The organism is Bartonella sp. SL320, from assembly GCF_059687635.1.
The window spans coordinates 763,609-787,521 of record NZ_CM185143.1; the positions used below are offsets into that span (position 1 = coordinate 763,609).

The following is a 23,913-nucleotide window of genomic DNA, read 5'->3' on the forward strand; positions in this document are numbered from 1 at the left end:
ATTGCATGATGAAGAAAAATTGGGTCAAGTTGATCCTATTTTTGAAACGGGAAAAGTAACTTTAAATTACAATGAAATTGTGTATGAGGGAGATGAAAAATCAAAAATGCAATCTGTACCTTTGATCGATTATAATACGTCCTAAGATCAAAATGCAATGTTTGCACTTTGAGTAGGAGAAGGCAATTGGGACAAGTTGTCCTTATTCCTTAAAGGAGCAATAGGATCAGGTTGATCTAACGGCACAATGACGAGCAATTCGGTCAACTTGACCGAATTCCTTTCGTTTAAGCGGTAATGTTTAGTCAATTACTGAAGAAAAAGGGAATAAAATAGATGTTGGGCTGAGCTACACATTAAAGAGTCTTTAAAATGCTCTTTGAAGATTCTTTGAGAACCCTTTTAAAAATCATGTGAAAAAAATAAATTGGTATAAAATCTAGTGTCAAAATATACAAAACCTGCTGGCAAGCTACAACAATAAAGGAAAATGGTAGCGGAGGAGGGATTTGAACCCCCGACACAAGGATTATGATTCCTCTGCTCTAACCTACTGAGCTACTCCGCCAAAATAAACAAATGACTGCAAATAATCACATCTTCTGCGGATATAAGGGGTAGAATAGTAAGATGTCAAGCATCGTTTTTAAGCTTTTTGCTTGTCATTCTATTTTATCCTCGATATGGAGTATAGGAAAATATAATTTTTATTGATGAGGTAAGGTAAAGCATAAAAATGGTGCCACGTGTAGCGGTTTTAGGATGCGGTCATTGGGGTGGAAATCATATAAAAACACTCCACTCTCTTGGAGCTTTAGCAGCAGTTTCTGATATTGATTCTGATCGTGCTGCCAGTTTTGCAGCGATGTATGGTGTGGAGGTTGTTCCACCAGATGATCTTTTTGTTCATCAAAATATAGATGCGTTAATATTAGCGCTGCCTCCGCAGTTTCATACACAAAATGTATTGCGCGCTGTGAGAAATGGTAAAGATGTTTTGGTGGAAAAACCAATTGCCTTGAATGTTGCGGATGCTGAACAGCAAGTGCAAGTGGCTCGCCAATGTGAACGAATTTTAATGGTGGGCCATATTTTACGGTTTCATCCAGCTTTTGAAAAAATGTGTGAATTGGTGAAAAGTGGAGAAGTGGGAGAGGTACGATATATTTATTCTCATCGATTAGGTTTTGGGAAATTTCATACACACAGTGATGCTTTATGGGATCTTGCTCCTCATGATCTCTCAATGATTTTGGCCTTGACAGGATGTGAACCTTCCGAAATTCGCGGTGAGGGAGCTGCTGTTGTTGATCGGATTTCTGATTTTTCTCATGTTCATATGGCTTTTCCCAATGGTGTGCGTAGCCATCTTTTTACTTCACGCTTGAGCCCTTATCGTGAGAGGCGTTTAATCGTTGTGGGGACAAAGGCTATGCTCATTTTTGATGATATGGAACCTTGGAGTCGTAAATTGGCAATGCATCATTTTGCTGTTTGGAAAGAGAATCAAGAGTGGGCTTTTAGCATGGATGAGCTTAATTACATTGAAGTTTGTGAGGATTTGCCGCTTACTTGTGAATTGCAGCATTTCCTTCATTGTATTAAAACACGTCAATCACCGCGTACAAATGGTGATGATGCTATTGCGGTTTTACGGATTTTAACAGCTGCTCATGTCAATTATGATCGATAAAAGAGATAGGTAGCGCTTTTGCATTCTTGTGATGATCAATGGAGTTAATATGCAATTCATCGACCTTGGGGCGCAGCGTGCGCGTATTGAAGATAAAATTAATTCTGCAATTGCACATGTGGTCGCTAGTGGTAAGTATATTTTGGGGCCCAAAGTAACCGAATTTGAAGAGAAATTGGCAGAGTATCTTGGCGTTAAACATGTGGTTGCATGTGCTAATGGAACAGATGCCTTGAAGATGCCTCTTATGGCGAAAAATATTGGTCCAGGGGATGCTGTATTTTGTCCAAGTTTCACATTTTCTGCAACGGCTGAAGTGGTTGCTTTGGTGGGAGCCGAGCCTGTTTTTGTGGATGTTTTGCCTGATACATTCAATATTGATGTTGAAAAACTTTCTCATGCTATCGAAATGGTTAAGAAAGAAGGACGCTTAAAGCCAAAGGCTATTATTGCTGTTGATTTATTTGGGCTTGCGGCTGATTATGTGGGACTTGCTCAAGTGGCTGCAAAGGAAAATCTTTTTGTTATTGAAGATGCTGCTCAATCTATGGGGGGAAGAAGCGGTAATACTATGTGCGGTGCTTTTGGTGATGTGGCTGCCACAAGTTTTTATCCTGCAAAACCGTTAGGGTGTTATGGCGATGGAGGCGCTATGATGACCAATGATGATGATTTGGCAGAACTTTTACGCTCTATTTTGTTTCATGGTAAAGGTAAAACACAATATGACAATGTACGGATTGGTATGAATTCGCGTCTTGATAGTATTCAAGCTGCAATTTTACTCGAAAAGCTTGTAATTTTTGAAGATGAAATGGAAAAGCGTATAGAAATTGCGCAACGCTATTCCAATGGTTTAAGAGATATTGTTATCGTTCCAGAAATAGAAGAAAATATTCGTTCTGCTTATGCACAATATACGATTAAGGTAAAAGAGCGTGATAAATTAAAAGATTTTTTACAAAAAAATTCTATCCCTACAATGATTTATTATAAAACGCCTTTACATCAACAGCCAGCTTATAAACACTTTTCTTATGTAAAAGATTCCCTTTCTGTCTCTGAGTCTTTAGGGGAATGTGTGTTAAGTTTACCAATGCATCCTTATTTGGCGCAAAAGGATCAGGATATGATTATCCAAAAAATAAAAGATTTTTACTCTTGAGAGTATGCTTTTATTTTTTTAACCTATAGTGAAAGCTTTATTGGTAGTCTATTTTAGAAGATGTTTTTTATTATGGCGTGTGACAAATATTTTTAAGGATTATTTTCTGCTAGAACCTATGAAACATGGTTCTTTAGGTTTGTGACATGATTAGAAAATGGAATCGGCTAGATAGGAAGATGGATTTTTTATAAAATAGTCTAGCTTGAGAAGCTTTATTCTTTCACTTGACGAGAAAGTTACACTTAATAAAAATTATTTGGCTTATAAAATTTACAATGAACCTTTGTTGATTTTGCTCTTCCATTTAGGGCATTTCAAAAGATAATTCATTAAAGGGGACTTTTGGAGAGAAAATCTATTTTTTTGCGAATGCGTGATGCTAGGTCATTTTTGCTTTTGGAATTTTGAATTAGTGTATTGATTGGGGATGTATTCCCTTCTTTTAGTGCTATTTTGGCTGCCAGTGTTGCTGCCAGTTCTTTTGTTTCTTCACGTAGTTCTTCTAGCACTTCCTGGTTATCTGTTTTGTCAGGTTCATGCGTTTGGATTTTTTGTAAACGTTGCTGATAGTGTACAATTTTTTCACGCATCATTTTTCTTTTCCTTGAAGATATTTGTTGTGGTGATCTTTTGTTTTATGGCTATCGCTTCTTTGGTAGGAATGCCTTGGGTGGGGAAGTGTAGACGATAAAGTTGTTCTGTTACTTGGTTTAGTTGTATTTTCTGTTGAACGTATTTTTTTTGTAAAGATTCGTACTTTTGTTGATTCTTCGCTATTTCTACGGCATGTTGTGCGCGAAGAAAATCATGGTTTGCTTCTATTTCCGCGTGTGATAACGGAATTTGCGCACAAATATCTTTATGCGCAAAATGAATGGCTTTACGCCAAATAAGAGGGGACAAAAGCACCAGTAACCAAGAAATGGAAGCAACGCCAAGAATAAAAAAAAGAAACGATTGAATAAGCATGATACCCCTTTTCAAGTCAGAATACGTTTAAAACGGATTCCATGTCGGTTTAGGTGTTAATTTTAAATATCCTATATTGATACCAAGACGTGCACCGATTCCTGTCCGGATAGGGATTAGCAAGGTATCATGGTATTTGAGAACATGAAAACCAACACCTGCAATTAAATAGGCCGAACCTGAAATACCACCATAGCGCCCCCATAAATTATTTATGTTATTAAGATTGTAAACCAAGATCATAAGACGGGAACCTTGACCGCCAAAATCCCATCCTACTGAGGGGCCTTGCCAAAAAACTTTATGCTGACCATAGCTTTTGGTAAAAACTTTTCCTTCGCCATAGGTTAATCCAGCAAAAAAGGCACCAGAAGCTTCTTCTCCTAAGATATAGGCATTAGGATAACCGTATTGTGAAAAAATATTTTGAATGGCAACGGCTAGACCGCTGGCTGTTTTTCCAAAAAAAATATGACCAGAATCAATAATTTCTTGGAGTGAATAATGAGGTTCGTTTGGTTCTATTGGTTTTAGTTGAGAATGTGCAGTGCTTATGCTGACGAATAAAAGGAAGATTAAAGATATAATGTTTTTGTAGCAGTATTTTAGTAGAGAGAGAGCCATGGAGTTTTCTCCTTTTATTAGTAACAAACAAAAAGATAATATTAGGATTTTCATTCTATTCAAATAAAAAATAAGATGTAAGGTTATTTAAATTCTTGAATTTATTTCTGAAAATTTTTTTAGCATGATTGTTAATGTTTTATCTTATGCATCAGATGTTAAGAGTTTTTCTTTAAGATAAAGTTTGTTTTTTGAACTTAGGAGTTTTCAATCGTTATGACGTTCGCTATTTCTTTAAAACCTATGGATCTTGCTGCTTTGCTTTGTAGTCGTATTTGCCATGATTTGATTTCACCTGTGGGGGCTATTCAAAATGCAATGGAGCTTTATGATGAAGGAGGCGCTGAAGAAGATGCTTTGCAATTGGTGCGTTTGTCTATTGCGAGTGCTTCTGCACGTTTACAATTTGCGCGATTGGCTTTTGGTTTTGCTGGTGCAAGTGGAGGACAAATAGATACACAGACTGCAGAGCAGGTTGCTCAGCAATATATGCAGCAAGAAAAAGCAACTTTAAAATGGCAAGCTCCCTCTTTTTTATTACAAAAAGATGAAGTTAAACTTTTACTTAATTTGTTATTGATTGCAAATGCAACGGTTTCTCGTGGCGGTGAAATTGTTGTGATGATTGTGCAAGAGGAAAATAAACGTTTATTTCGATTTGAAATCTTCGGTAAAATTCTCCGTATTCCTCCTCATTTTCTTGCATTATATCATGGAGATGTTCAAGAAGAGCTTATGGATGCACATGTCATCCAATTCTATTATACAATGTTACTTGCTGAAGTGACAGAGATGAAAATAAATATTGATGAAAGAGATGGCTGTATTGTTTTAGAAAGTGTAAAAAAACTTTGAATAAGAGAGAAGCGCTTAAGCCATGTTGGCGAGAAAGAAACTTCGATCAAATTTACGAGCGATAAAATTATATTTTTAAATAGAGTGTGGCTACTGTTTAAGCTTTAAGCGCTTTCTATATAAAACTGTTTATGTGCGAGTTTTTTTATTTGTGACAGAAAAACATTTGGGGAAAAATCTCGGCCCGCTACACCCCGAGATTTTACAATGTATATTTTCACTGTTTAAGCGGTTTTGCGTACGTTTTCTTCCACTGGATCACGCAATACATAACCACGTCCCCAAACAGTATCAATGTAGTTCGCACTAGAAGAGATTGCTTCCAATTTTTTCCGCAGTTTACAGATAAACACGTCGATAATTTTTAACTCTGGTTCATCCATTCCACCATAGAGATGATTGAGAAACATTTCCTTGGTAAGGGTGGTTCCTTTGCGTAGAGAGAGAAGCTCTAGCATTTGGTACTCTTTACCAGTTAAATGAACGGGGCGTCCTGCAACTTCGACGGTTTTTGCATCTAGGTTGACGGTGAGATCACCGGTAACAATAACAGATTGTGCGTGCCCTTTAGAACGACGAACAACGGCATGAATACGCGCAATGAGCTCATCCTTATGAAAAGGCTTCGTCATATAGTCGTCTGCCCCAAAACCAAAACCACGAACCTTGTCCTCAATAGCATTCATACCAGAAAGAATAAGAACAGGTGTTTTTATCTTTGCTAATCTCAAAGTCCGCAAGACATCATACCCTGACATATCGGGAAGATTTAAATCAAGCAAAATGATATCATAATCATAAAGCTTTCCTAAATCGATACCTTCTTCACCTAGATCAGTGATATAGACATTAAAATTGGCTGACTTTAGCATCAACTCAATGCTTTTAGTAACCGCTCTATCATCTTCAATTAATAATACGCGCATTTTAGATCCCTCATTTTGCTCCTTCACGAATCATAAAGGAGCATTTCTATTTTATAAACAGTTGGTAAAAAACACTGTTATAAAAAACTATGAAATCAAACACTTATAATAAGCATTTATGAACATTTCAGTAGTACGCGTAACGATCACTACTAAAATCCCCATTATCCATGATAGTGGTTAACAAAATATTTTTATTTTTGAAAGAGGATACAAAATTATTTTAGAAAAATTGCATATTTTTTTAAATTATAAAAAAATAAAGGACTTTTTTATAATTTTTGACCTAAAAAAATTTTTTATAAAAGAGCATTGTAAATGACTTTTTTACAATTTTAGTGTTTGTTTACGGAGCTTTAAACCTCTTTATTTTATGGTGAGGGGAAATAAAAAATAGTTATTGCTCTTTAAAGAAGGTTGTGTGTGCAGATGCTTTAGGAAAAGGCAAGGTTATTATAGTGTCAAGTTAATAGATTGTTTTTGTCGGATAGACATACAACTAAAAAGATATGTTATGTATTGGGTGTGAATGCGTGTTTTGAGTTGCCGCAGTCAAGGAGTAGTGAGTATGAAGCCACGGGAAAATATGGTGCGATTAAGGATGTTTCAAGTGCGTGGAAAGCGCCGTGAAATTGCACAGCTTGAGATGATGATCGCGGAATTTGAACGAATGGTATTAGAACTGGAAGCGCAGATTACTCATGAAGAACGCAAATCTGGAAACAATGATGTTAACCATTTTGCTTATTCTGCTTTTGCACGTGCAGCGCGGCAAAGACGTGATAATCTGATCAATTCAATTCGTGATTTACAGCTTCAAAAAACAAATGCTGAAATTGCTCTCCATGAAGCCAATACAGAGCTGCAACGTGCACAGCTTTTGGAAGCACGTGACAAGAAGACTGCTGCGGATGATGAAGATATTTTCATTCAATCTAATTCAATGGCGGGTTAATCCCATGACTGGATGATTAAAAACGATCATCGAAAAATCAATACTTTGTAGATTTATCTGTCTAAGATAATATAAAACAGCCAAGCTTAATAGAAGCTTGGCTGTTTTATAAAGTACTCTATGTTATCGAATCACGATCAATGACAACTTAATGTCTGTAGTCTTGAATCTTGGTTGTTCGTAATCCCGCTAAACCGTGTTCATCGATCAAACTTTGCCATGAAAGAAATTCTTCCACCGTCAAAGTATAACGTTGACACGCTTCATCGAGGCTTAACAATCCACCTCTGACGGCTGCAACAACTTCAGCTTTGCGACGAATCACCCAACGCCGTGTGGTTTGCGGCGGTAGGTCAGCAATTGTCAGTGGACTTCCATCGGGCCCAATAACATATTTCATTTGTGTTTTTATCAAATTAGTCATCCTTATCCTCTACCTTTTAGTCAAGGACTTGATTCGTTTATAGAGCATGAAATTTAAAAAAGAGCTAAACGCGCTGAAAGAAAAAATTAATAAAATGACTGGATGTATATAAAAGAGGTTCAAGTCAAGTGTATAGAAGAGCCTTTTGCAGCATTTTGCAGGATTTTAACAAGAGAAAAAAGGTTTTCTTAAAAAGGTTTCTCCCAAAAAGACTTTCATTGTGCCTTATTTCTATCACTCTTTTTTATTTACAGCTGCTCTTATGAAAGGAATGCTAAGGTTGTGGAAAGGATAAAAAAACAATATAAAGGCAACCAATGGTATAAAAGTAATGAAGAAGCATGCAGCAAAATGTTAACATATGGATATCCATTAAAGAGATTATTAAATAAATAGAGCACTAAGTAGAGAATGAATACATGTTTTTAAACAGTCTTGATTTACCAGGACCACCTGAGGATTCTCGCATTGTTGTTGCAATGTCGGGGGGGGTTGATTCATCGGTTGTTGCAGGCCTTTTGAAAAAGGAAGGATATAATGTCATTGGCATTACATTGCAGCTTTATGATCATGGGGCTGCAACGCATCGGGTAGGGGCATGTTGTGCGGGGCAAGATATTGAAGATGCACGTCGCGTTTCAGAAACGTTGGGAATACCGCATTATGTTCTTGATTACGAAAAGCGCTTTCGCGAAGCTGTCATTGATCCTTTTGCAGAAAGCTATGCTCATGGTGAGACACCTGTACCATGTATTGCGTGCAATCAGACGGTTAAGTTTGCTGATTTATTAGCAACCGCACGCGAATTGGGGGCAGATGCTTTAGCTACGGGACATTATATTCGTTCACGTTCCCATGGAGCCCATCGAGCCCTCTTTCGTCCTCTCGATAACGATCGTGATCAGAGTTATTTTCTCTTTGCAACGACACAAGAACAGATTGATTATTTGCGTTTTCCTCTTGGTGACCTTCCCAAAGCGCGCGTTCGTGAAATGGCCGCAGAAATGGGCCTTATGATTGCTAATAAGCATGATAGTCAGGATATTTGTTTTGTACCACAAGGAAAATATTCAGATGTTATTACAAAATTGCGTCCAGAAGCTGCTAATCCTGGCTTTATCGTTCATATCGACGGAACGATTTTAGGTAAACATTCAGGAATTGTTAATTATACCGTTGGTCAACGTCGTGGGATTGGGGTGTCAACGGGGGAAGCGCTTTATGTGGTTTATCTTGATGTAGAAAATGCACGTGTTATTGTGGGGCCGCGTGAAATGTTAGAAACGCATAGGCTTTTTTTACGCGATGTGAATTGGCTTGGTGATGAGTCGTTGGATAATTTTCCTTCTCAAGGTATTGAATTAGCTGTAAAGGTGCGTTCAACACGTCCTCCTCATCTTGCACGCTTGCATTATAAAGAAGGTGTTTTTTCCGTTGATCTATTGGAATGTGAAAACGGTGTGGCACCGGGGCAAGCTTGTGTTCTTTATGATGGAAATGGTCATGAGGCACGTATTCTTGGAGGGGGATTTGTAACGCATTCAGAACGCGCGGCCGATACTGAAATGATGTTAAAACGTGTTTTGTGCAATTCCGAAACACAAGATTCTGTTTCTCTTAAACTTAAAACAACGGTTTCATAAAAAGATAGTAAATTGATTTATAATAATAATTTATAGCCTTCAACTTGTATAAGAGGCTGGTGTAATGGTGTAAGGCTTTCTTATTTCAAATTTGTTTTTATAATTGAGTCCAGCAAAATCGTATCTTTTGTACATCATAAGCAGGATTAGGGAGGGGAGTGATGAAAGAGAAATACTTTTATCAATGCTCTCGTTAGAGGATAGAACCCTTTGCATATTGTTAAGATAACACATTGATTTATAATGATAATATAGAGTTATTCAACTTGAATGAGAATTCTGAATAACGTAAGCTTCACTCGTTTCAAATCTGTTTATTTTGAATCAATCAAAATCACTTGCTTGTACGTCACAAGCGGGGCTTGTATGCGGGTAAAATTATATAAGAAAAGACTAAATGGCTTTTCATGAACCGTCTTAAGTGCCAAGGTTAGTCGCAACACTCAAAAGCTGACAGAATAGTGCGATGGTGCCGGTTTGTTACTCCATAAACGTAAAGATGGGGGGATCAATATTTATAACTGATGATTTATAATTGGTGGGGTTTTATCGTTATACCATTCACGGGCGCCGCCGTGAAATGGGCTTGGGTGCACTTTGAGAGATGTTTCTTTAAAGAACATATATTATCGAATATTTTTACAACTTAAAGTATTTTTGACTATTCAAAGTCGGTGAAATGCGCAAGGGCAATTCCTGAGGCAGTGGCAACATTGAGGCTGTCAAAGCCTGCAGTCATGGGAATACGTAAGGTGTTTGATTGTTGTAGTATATGGAGGGGCAAACCATCGCCTTCTGTTCCAAAAATAAGAGCCATTCTTTTGGTTTTTTGGGCTTGCTTGAGTGTGTGTGAGGCAGAAGGGGAGAGTGCATAAAGATGAAAGTATTTATCTTTTAAAGCCGCTAGAATGTCATTTATATCAGCGTTTTGCGTATAGGGAACTTTTAGAGCTGCGCCGGCAGAAACTCTAATTGATTTGCGATAAAGTGGATCGCATGAGGTCTTGTCGACAATAATGCCGTGACTGGCAAAAGCGGCTGCATTACGAAAAATTGATCCCATATTATCGTGATTCGAAATACCACATAAAACCAGAATCAAAGCTTTTTCTGGAAGATTTTGTAAAAAACTTTGTAATGATGGGAGCGTTTTGCGTTTACCGATACCCAGAATACCACGATGAACATGGAAACCGGTGATATCGTCCATAACTTTTTGTGGAACGCAATAAATAGGACATAGAGGCTGTGTCTTTTCTAAAAGCGGTAGAAGCCCAGGGAGACGTTTTTCTACGATAAGCAGTGAGAGGGCAGTAAATTCTTTCGAATGCAATAAGGCGGATACTGTTATTTTACCTTCAGCAATAAATTGCTGTTGTCGTCCAACGAGATCTTTTTCACGGATATTATGATAGTCTTTCAGACGTGGATCACTCGTTTCGTCGATTGTTGTGATATTCAAATGCATTGCGATATTCTTAATGTTTTTTTCCAATTTTCAGATATTAAAATTTGCTGCATTTTTTAAGAGAGATAAAAGAACATTATTTTTTTAAACCTATAGTAGAAATAATATTGACAACCTATATCAATGGGTGTAAAGTAAAAATACTGATACGGGATAAAAGATTTTGTTTTCGTATCGGTTACAGTGTCTTGGGTCCCCGCTATTTCCCAAGTTCTGTATGCCCTTAATTTTAAGGGAAAAGAATCTGGGTCCCCAATGCCCAGATTCTTTTTTTTGGGTGTAATTTCTCTTTTTTATTTTAAGTTTTCTAGCAATCATATTTTGAAACTTCCTTAAGCTGTAAGATTACAGGTGCTTATTGATTTTTTCTAAGGTGAAAAGATGCCTATAGATAGGGGTATAATGCACATCATAGGATTTAAAAAAATAATGAATGATCATGAAGCATTCAAGCAAAAGAAAGTTTTTGTTCATGAGACGTGAGATAGCATTAAGTTATTAAGAAAAGGATTCATGAAGGCCATGTGTTTCATTGCTCTTAGGGAAAGTTCTTTATTGATGATTTGTCTCTCTTTATCCTTTATTGGTGGTGTTCGTATTACTGAGCAGTTCTCGCGATAACGATGGTGAGCTGAGGCATTTAGTGTATAATAAATCTTCTGTAAGATTGAGAAGATATTGATGATATGTCAAAAATAGCATTATAGGATTGAAAACATTTTTCCTTATTTCGTGAAGAAAAGGACAGGGTTTATGGAGGCAAAAATCAATATACAAAGCTTAACTTTATATTCTATTTTTATTGCATGTATTGTTTTTGCTTTGAAATATTGGGCATATCACATTACGGGTTCTGTTGCACTTTATTCTGACGCATTGGAATCAATTGTTAATATTCTTGCGTCATTGGCAGCATGGTGGGCTGTTAAAGTGAGTATGAAGCCAGCGGATCATGATCATCCCTTTGGACATCATAAAGCAGAATATTTTTCCGCGATTCTTGAAGGAATCCTCATTATTATTGCGGCAATTGTTATTTTAAGAGAAGCATGGATAGCGCTTGCTACCGTTAAATTATTGCAGAAACCCGGAGTATGGCTTGTTATTCAGCTTGTTGCAACGGTCATAAATTGCATGTGGGGCGTGGTTCTTATTCGGCAGGGAAAACGTCATCGCTCACCGGCTCTTAAAGCTGATGGTGTGCATTTTATAACCGATGTTTTTACTTCGCTTGCAATTTTAATTGGTTTGATTGCTGGTTTCGTAGGAGGATGGGGCGTTTTAGATCCTATTTTAGCGATAATTGTTGCTATTAATATTCTTTTACAGGGATGGAAGATAATTAGGAATGCTGTTCAAGGATTAATGGATGTTGGTGTTGAATTGAATGAAACCATGCGGATTCGAGAGCTGATTTCTGCAAATGCATCTGGTGCGCTTGAGGTTCATGATTTACGCACGCGTGTTGCTGGTAGGGTTACTTTTATAGAGTTTCATTTGGTTGTGCCCGCTGTCATGCAGGTTGGAGAAGCCCATAAAATTTGTGATAAAATTGAAGGTGCTCTTCAAAAAGAACTTGATAATGTGCGTATTTCTATTCATGTCGAGCCTGAAGATGAGGCCAAATTGCCTCCCGGTACAACGATGATCCCTTTTATATAAAAAGATTTTTTCAAGTTTCTTATCATGTTACGAATATTTTATATTACCAACATTAATTTTTTACGATGAGGTCGTTTATATCTCTTGAAAATATAATGATGCTCTTCTGTTTATTTTATTTTTTCACCAATAAAGCTCAAAGATTAAGCCTTATTATCTAAGGCAAGATTCATTTTGTTGCCAAACACAGTCATTTAAGGTGTGTTCAGATAAAGCCTATAAATAAAGTTTATAAAATGCGATCTGTTAAGTGTTTTTAGAGTGTGCGGTAAATATTTAACAGTAGGGCTTTTAAAATTTGCTTAAGAGGATAAATTGTTGACGGAACCGTGAATAAATCTCTTTTTTTAAAGGCGAAGAAGCATGAAATTTTCATACTAAGTTTAATCAGATTTAATTATAAAGTTTATATAAAAATCAGGAATAGAATTTTTATGTTTGTGATCATCGATGAATTATTATGACGATGAGTAACAAATGTATTTTATCTATTGATACAATCTTATTGGCTTATAATAATTTATTATTCTGTAAGTTGCATGAGAGATATGAATACAGCATTAATTGATATGCCATAAACTGAAGAGAGCGATCAAATTTTTTAAAATACTTTGTGAAACAACAGTCGTAACCTATCTAGCTTTACTTAGTTTGAGAATATGAAAGGAAAGCATGATACAACAATAGAGTTTTGCTTGTCTTCAGCTTTCAGCCAGTAGAAGTGATTATCAATCCGCTATTTATCTAAAAATGATTTTATCATATTGATATACAAAGTGAGCATCAAAACAATTGTTTTTCTTTTAAAACTATCAATAAATGTGACTGTATCTGTATAGTTTGTATAAAGTTAGATATTTACCTGAATAACTTCATACAAGCTATAATAGAGAATTTCCTTATTATTATGATGTTATTCAAGGGCTCTTAAAACAATGATTCCTAGTGTTTTTCCAATATAATCCATAAAAGGGGAATCGACGACTTTTTTATTTTCTTTTCGTGAAGAAGCATTTCGTAACATGGGTCCTTTATCTGTCATGATAAAGAACCCTACATGTGTTACATCCAATCCAGGAAGCTTTGTATAAATGCCAATGAAATCGCCTGATTTTAAACGGCTTATAACCTCTTCATTAATAAAGTTACTTGGAATATACGTTATTGTGCGTTTCACAATTGGAAGTCCAGGAAGATAGCTTTCATCATCTGCTTTCTTATTGAGATATTTTTCTATGCTTACCGCATGAGGACTTATTTCAGTGGTAATATCAGTGGCGAGTTTATATTCTCTATACGCCCAGTCTGTAAAAAAATGTTTTCGATTTAAAAAATGAACATTTCCCTTAATATAACGCGTTCTTATAACGTTATTGATGAATTCTTTTGGAGATGTTGATGTGCGCAATGCTTCAACATAATCTAGATAAGTGAAGCAATCTAAGCCTCTAAAGTCAATGATGAGTTTTTCTGGTGTATTTTCTGAGCCATGTAACATATTGGCTTTGTAAGGTGTCCCTAAAAAAGCTTCAGAAAGAAACTCAATCAGGGCTCGCTTTTCGTGATCATTTGTTTCAGCACGCCTTTTGAGAAGAGCATTTAATTTATCTAAAGTATAGGGATCTAGCGCAACGTTGGTTATTTGTTGGTTTTCTATTTTATTTTCTAAAACATCCTCTTGTGAATCAGAATTTTGAACATCACATCCCGTTACGAACAATAAAGTGAGAATGAGTTGGGATATTTTTCGCATTTTATACATCATTTTTGCATTAACCGTTCATAGCCAGTTCCCACTAAAAGTGTTATTTTCTCACGCTTAATTGAATCTCATCATAGCATATAATCATTGAGTACCTCAAATAAATATGATCAGTTTTTCTACGGTGTTAAGTTATTGTGATACTGTTGCTTTAGCCTGTCGCATATTTTGAGAGGAAAAAATTTTAAGCGCTTATCTTTTGGAAGATTTCAATTTTTGTAGGTGATCTGCTCGATCAAATAGCATTAAAATTCTTGAAAGTAATCGTTACGAAAAGAGGAAATGGTGTTTTATAAATCAAGAATAATTTCTCTAAAACTATTGGATATATTCTACATTAACTGATATTTTATTTATAGTTTATCCTTATGAATATTTATTCGTATAATATAAAAAATATTTTTTGTAATTTTAAAGTAATATACTAATTAACTAAAAATTTATATTTTTATCTTGACTCTTTCTTAAATTTTTACTTTGTTATTATTTTTGATGATAATAGTAGACAGTATAGAGTACTTAAAAAGAAGGTAGTTAAATGAGCGCGGGGGAGTAACTGTACGTGTAAAATAGTGTGTATGTGTTATGCAAAATCAGATGCTCAATCCGAAATTTGTGCAGCGTGGGCTCCTTTTAGTGTTCATCACTTTATTATTAGATATTCTTGCCATTGCGATTATTTGTCCTGTTTTGCCTGAATATTTTTCTCAGTTAACTGGAAAAGATGTGAGTACATCTTTTGTAGAAAGAGGAAAATTACTTGCAGCTTATTCAGTGATGCAGTTTTTGTTTGCTCCTGTTATTGGCAATCTTTCTGATCGTTATGGTCGTCGTCCTATTTTGCTTGTTTCTATTATCTGCTTTGCTCTTGATAATCTGATATGTGCTATAGCATGGAGCTATTCTATGTTATTTATCGGGCGTCTTTTGTCGGGGATAAGTGGTGCTAGTTTTGCAACTTGTACAGCTTATCTTGCTGATATATCAGATGAAAAAAATCGTACACGCAATTTTGGTCTCTTAGGTATTGCATCCGCATTAGGGTTTATTTTGGGGTCGTTTATTGGTGGCTTTTTAGGTCAGTTTGGACCGCGTATTCCATTTTATTTTGCTGCTGGTTTTTCACTCATTAATTTTATTTTTGCTTGGGTTATGCTGCCTGAAACTCTCTCGTTATGGAATAGGCGCTTTTTTAATATTAAACGGGCAAATCCCTTAGGTGCTTTTTGGCAATTGAAGCAATATCCAATGGTTCTTTGGGTGTTGTTGGTCTTTTTTCTTTATTGGTTTGCGGAATCACTATGGCTCAGTATTTGGGCATTCATTGCAAAAGAACGCTATGATTGGAGTTCGTTTTCCATTGGGCTTTCTTATAGTGTTTTTGGGATAGGCCAGTTTATTGTCGTCGCTCTTATTTTACCTTATTTTTCTAAACGATGGAGTGATTGGCGTATTACGATAGTGGGGCTTTTGTTTGCATCCGTTGCTATGCTGGGTTATACTTTTGCAACAAAAGGGTGGATGGTTTATATGGTCTGTGCGTGTACAATGCTTGAATATCTTGTTCATGCACCTATTCGTGCTATTGCTTCAGCGCAGGTGCCGACAAATGTACAAGGAGAATTGCAAGGAGCGATGACCTCTGTTTTTTCATTGAGTTTAATATTTGGTTCGGTTTTTTATATTTTTCTCTTTGAATGTTTTACAGATAAAAATGCACTGTTTTATTTTTCTGGTGCTCCTTTTGTTGGAGGCTTTTTGCTTCTTGTCTTTGCAACAGTCATTTTTACCTTGCGGGTACGTTAATTTATTGAATGGGATTGGTAAAAATATTTTTCTAAAAGATGCCAAAAAAATTACATTTGATAAGCAATTTTTTTGTGATGTTGTTATGTTTATCAATCAACATGCACCCCTAACGCAGCCGCATGTTTAAAATAAAGATTATAGAGGGTCCAATGTTATCCGAGCAATCCTCGTTATTGTATGCTAGATGAGAGCAAGCGTGTTGTGTATTTCTATTTGTATAATCTTTAAAACAGGAAGACAATCTAATCTGGGGAGAATATGAAGTTTTAAAGATGAAAGCCAATCACTCGCTTTACCAGTTTCTTTTAATTTAGCTTTATGGCTTTCAAAAGCATTGGGAGCACTATCTTTTAAATAATGAAAATTACGCATTGCCTCACGCTTTTGTTTGTTCTGTTCTTTAATGGAGGCATCCCTTATGAATATAAGAACACTATTGCATATTCATTGGCTTGCTTTAAAAAGACGTTTTTTTAAGTACGTTAAGCTTATTTCACGATGTTGTTTGTGAATGGTATAACGATAAAGCCCCATCAGTTATAAATATTGATCTCCTCCATCTTTATGCTGGTGAAATACTGGCACCATTACACTATTTACCAGCCCCCAATGTTGTGACAGCTCTTGACCCTTGATATAATTGTACAGTTTACTCCTTTTAAAAATAGTTTTTTATCGACACATTATCTTGCCTAGCGTGTGTAAGCTTATGACTTTGATTGATACAATCCTAAAAGGAGAGGTTTGAGAATGAGTAGGGGGGAGAGAAAAAAATTTTTACGCTATATCGAGCGTTCTCATTTACATTGCAAAATATAATACTTATCCCATAAATTGTCGGTAATAGTATTGTGATATGTAGAAAAACGATATCATCCGAAGAAGAGAATCTAGGGTGCAGTATTTTGTTTTAAGAGATTTTTTTATAATTCATAATGAGATCAGAAAAATGCTGAAAGAGGTAGTGGCTATCTTGTGGTCCAGGAGAAGATTCAGGGTGATATTGAACAGAAAAAACGGGCTTTCCAATAATTCGAATACCACAGTTTGAACCATCAAAGAGAGAAATATGTGTTTCTTGAACATGTTTTGGTAAAGAAGTTGCATCAACTGCAAAACCATGATTCATTGATACAATCTCAACTTTTCCAGTATTAAGGTCTTTAACGGGGTGGTTGGCGCCATGATGTCCTTGGTGCATTTTTATGGTTTTTGCACCAACTGCCAGAGCAAGAAGTTGATGACCAAGACATATTCCAAAAATCGGTAAATTATGCTCAATCAATGTGTTGATTGTTGGGAGCGCATATTGAGCTGTTGCTGCGGGATCTCCGGGGCCATTGGAAAGAAAAATACCATCAGGTTTCATGGACAAGATTTCTTTTGCCGTTGTGTGGGCAGGCACAACAGTAATGCGTGCTTTTTGCATCGCTATAAGGCGAAGAATGTTGCGTTTAATACCATAGTCGATGGCAATAATATGAAGATTGTGCACATTGTTTGTACCATATCCCTTATTCCAATGCCACGGTTCTTCATCCCATTGCATTGATGATTGAGATGTTACTTCTTTCGTAAGGTCAAGATTGACGAGACCGTGCCATTTTTGTGCACGTTTTTTTAAAGAAGAAATATCAAAATTTCCATTAGGATCATGCGCAATGACAGCATTTTGTGCACCCCTTTCACGAATAAGAATTGTGAGCGCGCGTGTATCAATACCACAAAGTGCAATAATTTTACGCGCTTTAAGCCATTGATGAAAGTTTTCATTGGCACGATAATTTGAAGGATGGGTAATGTCTGCCTTGAAAATAGCGCCAACAGCACCATGATAGTTGAGAGGGGTGAGGGCTTCAATATCTTCACTATTTGCCCCTACATTTCCTATATGTGGAAAAGTAAAATTAACGATTTGTTGTGTGTATGATGGGTCGGTGAGGATTTCTTCATAGCCTGTGATGGCGGTATTAAAACACACTTCAGCTTCAGCAACACCTGTCGCACCTGCTCCTTTGCCTTCGATAACAGTTCCATCCGATAAGACTAAGAGAGCTGTAGGTTTGCTGATACTCCAAGGGCTGTGAGATGAAGTCGTCTGTATCATAGTGTGTATCCACAATTTATTCTCTGAAAGGCATGATGATCAACTTTACAAAAAAAATCATACCTTTAACAGATGCTGTGTCTATTATTCTAGTTATGTTTTTCTTAGAGTAGAGTGTATAAGGGTATTCCATGAAGAGGTAAAGTCTTGTTTTTATCTTTTCATAAGAATGCATTCTTAAATTATTTTTTATTCTGCATTGAAAGATGGATAAAGATTGGTTAAAAGGCCCTTTCTGCTTAAACAAAATTGGATAAGTTTATGTTGCGTGACCAGATTGATGGGGCCCTTAAGGCTGCTTTGAAAGCGCAAGATAGTGCGCGTCTTGCTACACTTCGTTTAATGAATGCTGCGGTTAGAGATCGTGATATTCTTTATTATGATGAAGGGAGGTTAGAAGTAGATGATCAGCAGATACAGTCTGTTTTCACAAAAATGCTTCAACAGCGTGAAGCTTTAATGCGTGTGTATAAGGAGTCTGGTTGCTTGGAGTTAGTAGAGAAAGAACAAGCAGAAATAGACGTTATTCGTGAATTCCTTCCCTATCAACTTAAGGAGATGGAAGTAGAAGAGGTTATTTGTGAGGCTTTAGCACAAACAAGAGCTGAAAAATTACGTGATATCGGTAAGGTAATGGCGTGGCTTAAGGAACGGTATGCGGGACAAATGAATTTTTCTAAAGTGTGCAATAGTCTTCGTCAAAAGCTGCAATAGGTTTTATCAATTTAAGGGAATTGGAAAATATTTTTTATTGTGCGGGACTCTTGTAGATCAGAAGAATATTGATCAATAGTATTTATATTATATGTAAAGCTCTTATCAAAAAATCATTCTTTGAAATAAATGAATCTATTTTCGGGAGATCGTGGAGCTGTAAAATGTTTTTTCTGTCTTATATTTTACTGTTTTTTTAAACTGTTGCATCATTGAAAAACAAAAAGATTATCGTTTTTTTATGATTCAAAGTGCTTATTTAATTCAAGAGTTTCTATTATTTTGCAAGAGTGTTGATTATTCGGCAAGATATTTTAATCCGGATAATCTTATTAATGTTGTGCGTATTTACTTAATTCAAGCGCTGGTTTTCATGATTATGATAAGAAAGGCAGAACTTTAAAATGCTTTTGGTGGGGAATATTTTGAAGCGGAGATTAAGAGATATTTCGAAAAAGAAGTCTTTGTGTGTAATCTGTATTGAGATGATTTTGAAAATTATTTTCTCTGATTAAGTCCTTTTAAATTATAAAAAATCTGTAAATTATGCAGAATAAAATGAGTATCCTCTATTTATGGGGAAGATATAGTGGTGAATCGGTTAAAAACAGTTCGGTTAGCAACAATGGCTTTCCTGTTAGCCGCAAACGGGAACGGCGTGCCCATAGCATGCCTTGTTGGCCAATATGAATGTAATCGCGGGTTAGTTTATCACTGTTAAATAAATAGTGTCCTAGGGGGACAGTTCCCAGATGCATCAAGGCTTGATTGTAGTGAAGGGTTTCTTCTGGGATTACAGTGCGTCCAAGAAGCCAAGGTTTATTATCTCCCATCAATATAATTTCACGCAGCCAATAACGTGTACTCTCGGGAAGATGTTCTGCTTCTTCTTTTAATTTATTTCGCGTAATAAAACATTCGCGTTTTGGTTGAATTTGGAGACAGGTACAATATTTTTTTAATCGAAGCGTCATCGAACCGGATTCCATGAGCCAATCGCGAATGTTTTCTGGTATGGAGGGATTTTGATCAAAGAGCCACTTTAGAGGTGGTAAGATGGAATCTTCAAAGTCAGACATCATTTTACTCCGCATCTAAAGTTCTATTTCGTATGTTGTGCTGAGTGAGCTCAAGAGATGGTTCTATTGTAATACGGGCGTATAAAAGCAGCAAGATTTTAACAGGAAAATATCAAAGGGAAAATCGAAAGCAAAGATCTTTAAAAGAAGATATGTGAAAGATAGGTTATAAAGTTACTTTGATAACATGAGGGGAATGGGTGGAATATTTCGTGCTTTGATATTCGTTTGTAATGTATAGGCAAAATGGATGAAGAATTCATTTATGTAAGACGATATAAAGAGAAAATGTTAAGAGGTGCAAAACTCTTATTTTATCCTTGAAAAAATAAAATTATATTCAAATTTAAATCTTTTAAAATAGTTTGTTTTATTAATATTATTGTTTTTTTATTTTTCATACGAGAAAAATTATTTTTATCCTTTGCGCTTACTTCATATTTTTATCTCTTAAGGATGCAAAAGAGCTCTTTGGTTTTTTAGTAAAAATGGTCTTGTTAATAAAGTATATAGGCATTAAGCTTTATGTGATAAGATCTTTTTACCATTATTCGTTTTTGTAACCTATTGCTATGGCAGTGAGATGAGTTGGATTTACACGTTTGGTACGAAAACATGGTACAAAAATGAGTTTGTATTTTATTAAGATAATACATACACCCCTCCTGATATATGTTATGAAAGGGTGCATGATAAAAGTCTTTACTGCTTTTCGTTAAGATGGATGATAATGTATGCTAGAAGTCCTTCGTGAAGCATTTTACCTTCATCCCCAAAATGGTATCAACGCATTACAGTAAAATATTTCTATTTTTACATTAAGCACCAAAAGGTGATTAAATAAATGCTCTATGATCGGATTTTTCGTCCTATCCATATAAGAATACAGGCTCCTATAAAACCCGAAATAAGATAACCCAGCCAACCAGCAAAACTTACACCTAAAAGACTAAAAAGGAAGCTTGCTAAGGCCGCGCCAATAATCCCTAAGATAATATTTAACAATATTCCTGTTTGGCTTTTCATAATATACTGTGCAGCCCAACCTGCAACCCCGCCGATAATGATAGCTGCAATCCAACCGATGTTTGCATTTTCCATGATACTCTCCTTTGCCTGAATTTAGATTGTAACTAGAGTAAACTTTGTAAAGATCAAGGTTTATGCCTTTTTTACCCAGAGGAAAGAATATTTTTGTTAGAGTTTTTACTGATTAAGTTCCTGTATAATAAAATAATATTCCTATTTATATTAGGATAATAAATAATAATCTTAAATATATATAATAAATTTTATTTCGTAAATACATTAATTAACTTGATGTTACGAATCTTAAAAAAGTGAATACTGGTAAAATATTTTAAGAGTGTATAAAGTGTATTTATTAACTTTTTAACTATACTTATCTTCCAAATTTAAAAAATAATTGCGCTTAAAACAATCAAGCAAATAGATATTTAAAGTTTTTGCGTTTGCCAACCGATATCCATATTATTTGAAATGAAATTAAAGCTGTTTTGTTAATGCGTGATAAAATACTGTATAAGTTCAATCTCGAAAAAATATTGATATAAATTTTTATTGGCATAAACAATTATCATTGGGGGAGCATTATTTATCGGTATTTCTTTATTTTACTGCTCCTGTGAAGTGGTGGCTGTTTCATAAGATGAATTTAGGTTGGTACGCTTATGCTTTTTGCTATCTCTTTGTAGAGACCTTTCCCCATACACTCAAGTCTCATTTTGCGACGGCGCCCCTGTGGAGGGGAGTGAATTCATAGAGCCTTATCTTTAGGCTTCATAAACGAGAAAGCTGGCACACCAGCGTATACTGGCCAGGAATGTTGTGGACATTTTGGTTCTTAAGATTCTTCATAAGAGGCATGTTAAGTCCTTTTTATATATTTTTTGTATCGTTTTACTCCATGCAGGATCTCCCACTTTTGCTGTGCAAGCGGATAGTTTTGATTGATGTAACAGGAAACAGGTTTGGAATGAGAAAATCTCACGTTATTCGGGGGGCTTATTCAATATAAAAAGTAAGCTATTATTATAAAGCAATATATTACTTTATATGGCTAACCGTCTTTGCTTTAAAAAGAAAGGTATTCTTTCTTCAAGAGCTTTATTCTACATGGCTAAATCGCTTGTAGAAGTACAAGCGGACGGTTTTGAGGAATACATTATGAATAGCTTCAAATGAAAGAAAGTTACGCTTTTGAAAAGAACACATTTAAATCAATATGTTAAGCAAGCTATTTGAATGTTCAAAACTGAGTAACAGGTCTGGTATGTTTCTTGTTTGATTTATTTTAAAAGTTTAAGTTTTTTCTTCCTTTTCTTCAGCAGGATTGCGTAGGCGCGAACTTTGCAAAAGTCCCTGTTCTTCTAAAATAGGGTAGATCATTGAGGTCAACAGAGAGTTAATTTGTTTGAGGTCGCGAACAGTATCGAGATGAAGACTGGATGATTCTACATTTTTAAGATCCCCTTCACGTAAGCGTTTAAAATGTTTTAAACTCATCTCTTTTTCTAAGTTTCGTAGTTGATCCTTTTTTTGAACCAATAGATGGGCAGTGTGTGTGTCACGGGAGACGAGAACATTAAAGGCGATATGCGCGTTGGCTAGAACAATGGAATGAAAACGAAGAAGATCTCCCCAGCCCTCACTGCTGAACTTTAAATTTTTTTGCTGTTTCTTTTTAACCAGCATGAGCATATTATGAATAATGATATCGCCTGCTTGGTCTAATTTTATACAGGCGCCTAGAAGTTCTTGCATTTGAAGAGCTTCTTCATCCGATAGCTTTTGTCCGGCTAATCGTGCAAGATAAAGTTTGATGGCGGTATGTTTTTTGTCCAGTATAGTATTTAGTTGATTGAGTTCAGCAATAATATTGGGATCGGGATTTTCATAAAGTCCCATGATTTTTTCTAGCATGATGTCGACAAGATCGCAAATATGAATGACTTCACGCATGACATTGGAAAGGGCGAGAGTAGGGCGTTCAAGAACACTCTCATCAAGAGCTGTTTGCTCCGATAAATTAAGTGTTTTATCGGTTTGCGTTTTTGGTATACTCATATGAACAATTTGAGTGGTCAATTTTAAGACCCATTTTGAAAGCGGTATTCCAGCAAGGAGAATGAAAACATTAAAAATAATATGGGCATTGATCACTTGAGTAGGGACGTCATTGCCAAGCCATGTGATGGAGGGCTGAAAGGAGAGAAATAGGATCAGCACAAGGATTGAACCGGCACCACGCATGAGTAAATTCCCCAAGGGAACGAGGCGGGTATTGGGAGAAGCGTTGCGTGTTAAAAGGGGAGCTATAAGAGAAGAGCCAAAGTTAACACCAAGAACCATGATAACGCAAAGTTGCGTATGGATAAGGTCGTAGTTGGCAAAATTAACCAGCAAAATAATTCCTGCAATGGATGAATGTAAGAGGTAAGTTAAGGCTGCAGCCAACAAAAAAGGTGAAACAGGATCGGTTGAAAGGTAACGAATGATGCTTGGTAAAACTTCGCTATCGCGTAAAGGTTCTGTCGCTGTACTGATCATTTGTAAAGACAAAATTAAAAGACCAATACCGATAACAATCCGTCCTATTTGGCGCCATTCACGTTTTTGTGTTGTCATAAAGATACTCGTGCCGATTAAAAGACAAAGGGGGACAACAAGTGTGAGATCATAGGTGAGAATTTTAACAACGAGTGCTGATCCTAATTCTCCTCCACGTACAGCCATAAGTCCCGCTACTCCAGAGACAAAACCAGATTCAACAAAAGAGCCAACGAGAAGCGTTATGGCTGTAGAGCTTTGTAAAATCATCGCTGTAAAAAGCCCAAAACTTACAGCAAACAATGGTTTTGAAATGACGTTCCGCATATTATATTTAAGCCTGTCGCCATAGGCGCGTTCAATTCCTGTGCGCACCATGCGTGTGGCCCAAAGAAGGAGGGAAATAGCGCCAGCCAGATGGAGGAGTACCAATGAACCATTCATGATACTTTTGCTTTCTTGGTTGTTTATGAGTATGCTTGACT

The 23,913-nt window shown here is 36.1% G+C and carries 18 protein-coding genes, 1 tRNA gene and 1 pseudogene; 8 read left to right on the plus strand and 12 right to left on the minus strand.

The features are described 5' to 3' along the window. Window positions 1-491 precede the first annotated feature (491 nt). Window positions 492-568 (minus strand) — tRNA-Met (locus AC6ER8_RS03005). A gap of 168 nt (window positions 569-736) precedes the next feature. Here AC6ER8_RS03005 and AC6ER8_RS03010 point away from each other — a divergent pair. Next, a complete protein-coding gene (locus tag AC6ER8_RS03010) occupies window positions 737-1,693 on the plus strand; it encodes a Gfo/Idh/MocA family protein (RefSeq protein WP_497079207.1) in 957 nt (318 codons plus the stop codon). A gap of 49 nt (window positions 1,694-1,742) precedes the next feature. Then, on the plus strand, window positions 1,743-2,858 hold the full coding sequence (locus AC6ER8_RS03015; protein WP_497079209.1) for a DegT/DnrJ/EryC1/StrS family aminotransferase: 1,116 nt from the start codon (window positions 1,743-1,745) through the stop codon (window positions 2,856-2,858). 332 nt (window positions 2,859-3,190) lie between these two features. Here AC6ER8_RS03015 and AC6ER8_RS03020 read toward each other — a convergent pair. Together AC6ER8_RS03020 and AC6ER8_RS03025 are read right to left on the minus strand one after the other, a co-directional pair. After that, window positions 3,191-3,830, minus strand: a pseudogene (locus AC6ER8_RS03020) (hypothetical protein). 27 nt (window positions 3,831-3,857) lie between these two features. Then, the gene (locus tag AC6ER8_RS03025) at window positions 3,858-4,454 is read right to left on the minus strand and encodes a DUF1134 domain-containing protein (RefSeq protein ID WP_497079211.1); all 597 of its coding nucleotides are present in this window, start codon (window positions 4,452-4,454) and stop codon (window positions 3,858-3,860) included. A 216-nt stretch (window positions 4,455-4,670) separates the two neighbouring features. Between AC6ER8_RS03025 and chpT the strand changes: the two genes are divergently transcribed. Beyond that, window positions 4,671-5,309 (plus strand): histidine phosphotransferase ChpT, encoded by a 639-nt coding sequence (gene chpT / locus AC6ER8_RS03030; RefSeq protein WP_497079213.1) that lies wholly within the window; start codon window positions 4,671-4,673, stop codon window positions 5,307-5,309. Between the two features lie 224 nt (window positions 5,310-5,533). Here the strand turns inward: chpT and ctrA are convergent, their stop codons facing one another. After that, the gene (ctrA, locus tag AC6ER8_RS03035; RefSeq protein WP_497079215.1) at window positions 5,534-6,235 is read right to left on the minus strand and encodes a response regulator transcription factor CtrA; all 702 of its coding nucleotides are present in this window, start codon (window positions 6,233-6,235) and stop codon (window positions 5,534-5,536) included. Window positions 6,236-6,803: 568 nt separating this feature from the next. Between ctrA and AC6ER8_RS03040 the strand changes: the two genes are divergently transcribed. Next, window positions 6,804-7,190 carry a flagellar export protein FliJ gene (locus tag AC6ER8_RS03040; protein WP_497079217.1) on the plus strand — a complete coding sequence of 129 codons (387 nt, stop codon included), beginning with the start codon at window positions 6,804-6,806 and terminating at the stop codon, window positions 7,188-7,190. 148 nt (window positions 7,191-7,338) lie between these two features. Here AC6ER8_RS03040 and sciP read toward each other — a convergent pair whose 3' ends face one another. Then, window positions 7,339-7,614 (minus strand): CtrA inhibitor SciP, encoded by a 276-nt coding sequence (sciP, locus tag AC6ER8_RS03045; RefSeq protein ID WP_005773151.1) that lies wholly within the window; start codon window positions 7,612-7,614, stop codon window positions 7,339-7,341. A 419-nt stretch (window positions 7,615-8,033) separates the two neighbouring features. Between sciP and mnmA the strand changes: the two genes are divergently transcribed. Continuing rightward, entirely contained in the window at window positions 8,034-9,257 is a 1,224-nt protein-coding gene (gene mnmA / locus AC6ER8_RS03050) for a tRNA 2-thiouridine(34) synthase MnmA (RefSeq protein WP_497079219.1), read from the plus strand. Between the two features lie 661 nt (window positions 9,258-9,918). On the opposite strand, the gene AC6ER8_RS03055 is transcribed toward mnmA, so the two are convergent. Continuing rightward, complete coding sequence (locus AC6ER8_RS03055; RefSeq protein WP_497079221.1) at window positions 9,919-10,725, minus strand: TrmH family RNA methyltransferase; 807 nt, start codon at window positions 10,723-10,725, stop codon at window positions 9,919-9,921. A gap of 753 nt (window positions 10,726-11,478) precedes the next feature. On the opposite strand from AC6ER8_RS03055, the gene AC6ER8_RS03060 reads away from it, so the two are divergent. Then, window positions 11,479-12,387, plus strand: coding sequence for a cation diffusion facilitator family transporter (locus AC6ER8_RS03060; protein ID WP_497079223.1), 909 nt, complete (start codon window positions 11,479-11,481; stop codon window positions 12,385-12,387). A 913-nt stretch (window positions 12,388-13,300) separates the two neighbouring features. Here AC6ER8_RS03060 and AC6ER8_RS03065 read toward each other — a convergent pair. After that, a complete protein-coding gene (locus AC6ER8_RS03065; RefSeq protein ID WP_497079225.1) occupies window positions 13,301-14,140 on the minus strand; it encodes a DUF1460 domain-containing protein in 840 nt (279 codons plus the stop codon). A 594-nt stretch (window positions 14,141-14,734) separates the two neighbouring features. Between AC6ER8_RS03065 and AC6ER8_RS03070 the strand changes: the two genes are divergently transcribed. After that, a complete protein-coding gene (locus AC6ER8_RS03070; protein ID WP_497079227.1) occupies window positions 14,735-15,955 on the plus strand; it encodes an MFS transporter in 1,221 nt (406 codons plus the stop codon). A gap of 183 nt (window positions 15,956-16,138) precedes the next feature. Here the strand turns inward: AC6ER8_RS03070 and AC6ER8_RS03075 are convergent, their stop codons facing one another. Continuing rightward, window positions 16,139-16,330 (minus strand): hypothetical protein, encoded by a 192-nt coding sequence (locus AC6ER8_RS03075; protein ID WP_497079229.1) that lies wholly within the window; start codon window positions 16,328-16,330, stop codon window positions 16,139-16,141. Between the two features lie 538 nt (window positions 16,331-16,868). Then, entirely contained in the window at window positions 16,869-18,065 is a 1,197-nt protein-coding gene (gene carA / locus AC6ER8_RS03080; protein ID WP_497079231.1) for a glutamine-hydrolyzing carbamoyl-phosphate synthase small subunit, read from the minus strand. 261 nt (window positions 18,066-18,326) lie between these two features. Here carA and AC6ER8_RS03085 point away from each other — a divergent pair, with 261 nt between their 5' ends. Then, window positions 18,327-18,779 carry a GatB/YqeY domain-containing protein gene (locus AC6ER8_RS03085; RefSeq protein ID WP_497079233.1) on the plus strand — a complete coding sequence of 151 codons (453 nt, stop codon included), beginning with the start codon at window positions 18,327-18,329 and terminating at the stop codon, window positions 18,777-18,779. Between the two features lie 569 nt (window positions 18,780-19,348). Here AC6ER8_RS03085 and ubiC read toward each other — a convergent pair. The 3 genes from ubiC to AC6ER8_RS03100 all read right to left on the minus strand — a co-directional run bounded on the left by ubiC (window position 19,349) and on the right by AC6ER8_RS03100 (window position 23,872). Beyond that, window positions 19,349-19,861, minus strand: a complete 513-nt coding sequence (gene ubiC / locus AC6ER8_RS03090) for a chorismate lyase (RefSeq protein ID WP_497079585.1) — start codon at window positions 19,859-19,861, stop codon at window positions 19,349-19,351. An 846-nt stretch (window positions 19,862-20,707) separates the two neighbouring features. After that, window positions 20,708-20,959, minus strand: a complete 252-nt coding sequence (locus AC6ER8_RS03095) for a GlsB/YeaQ/YmgE family stress response membrane protein (RefSeq protein ID WP_100128479.1) — start codon at window positions 20,957-20,959, stop codon at window positions 20,708-20,710. A 1,221-nt stretch (window positions 20,960-22,180) separates the two neighbouring features. Continuing rightward, window positions 22,181-23,872, minus strand: a complete 1,692-nt coding sequence (locus AC6ER8_RS03100; RefSeq protein ID WP_497079234.1) for a Na/Pi cotransporter family protein — start codon at window positions 23,870-23,872, stop codon at window positions 22,181-22,183. Window positions 23,873-23,913 lie beyond the last annotated feature (41 nt).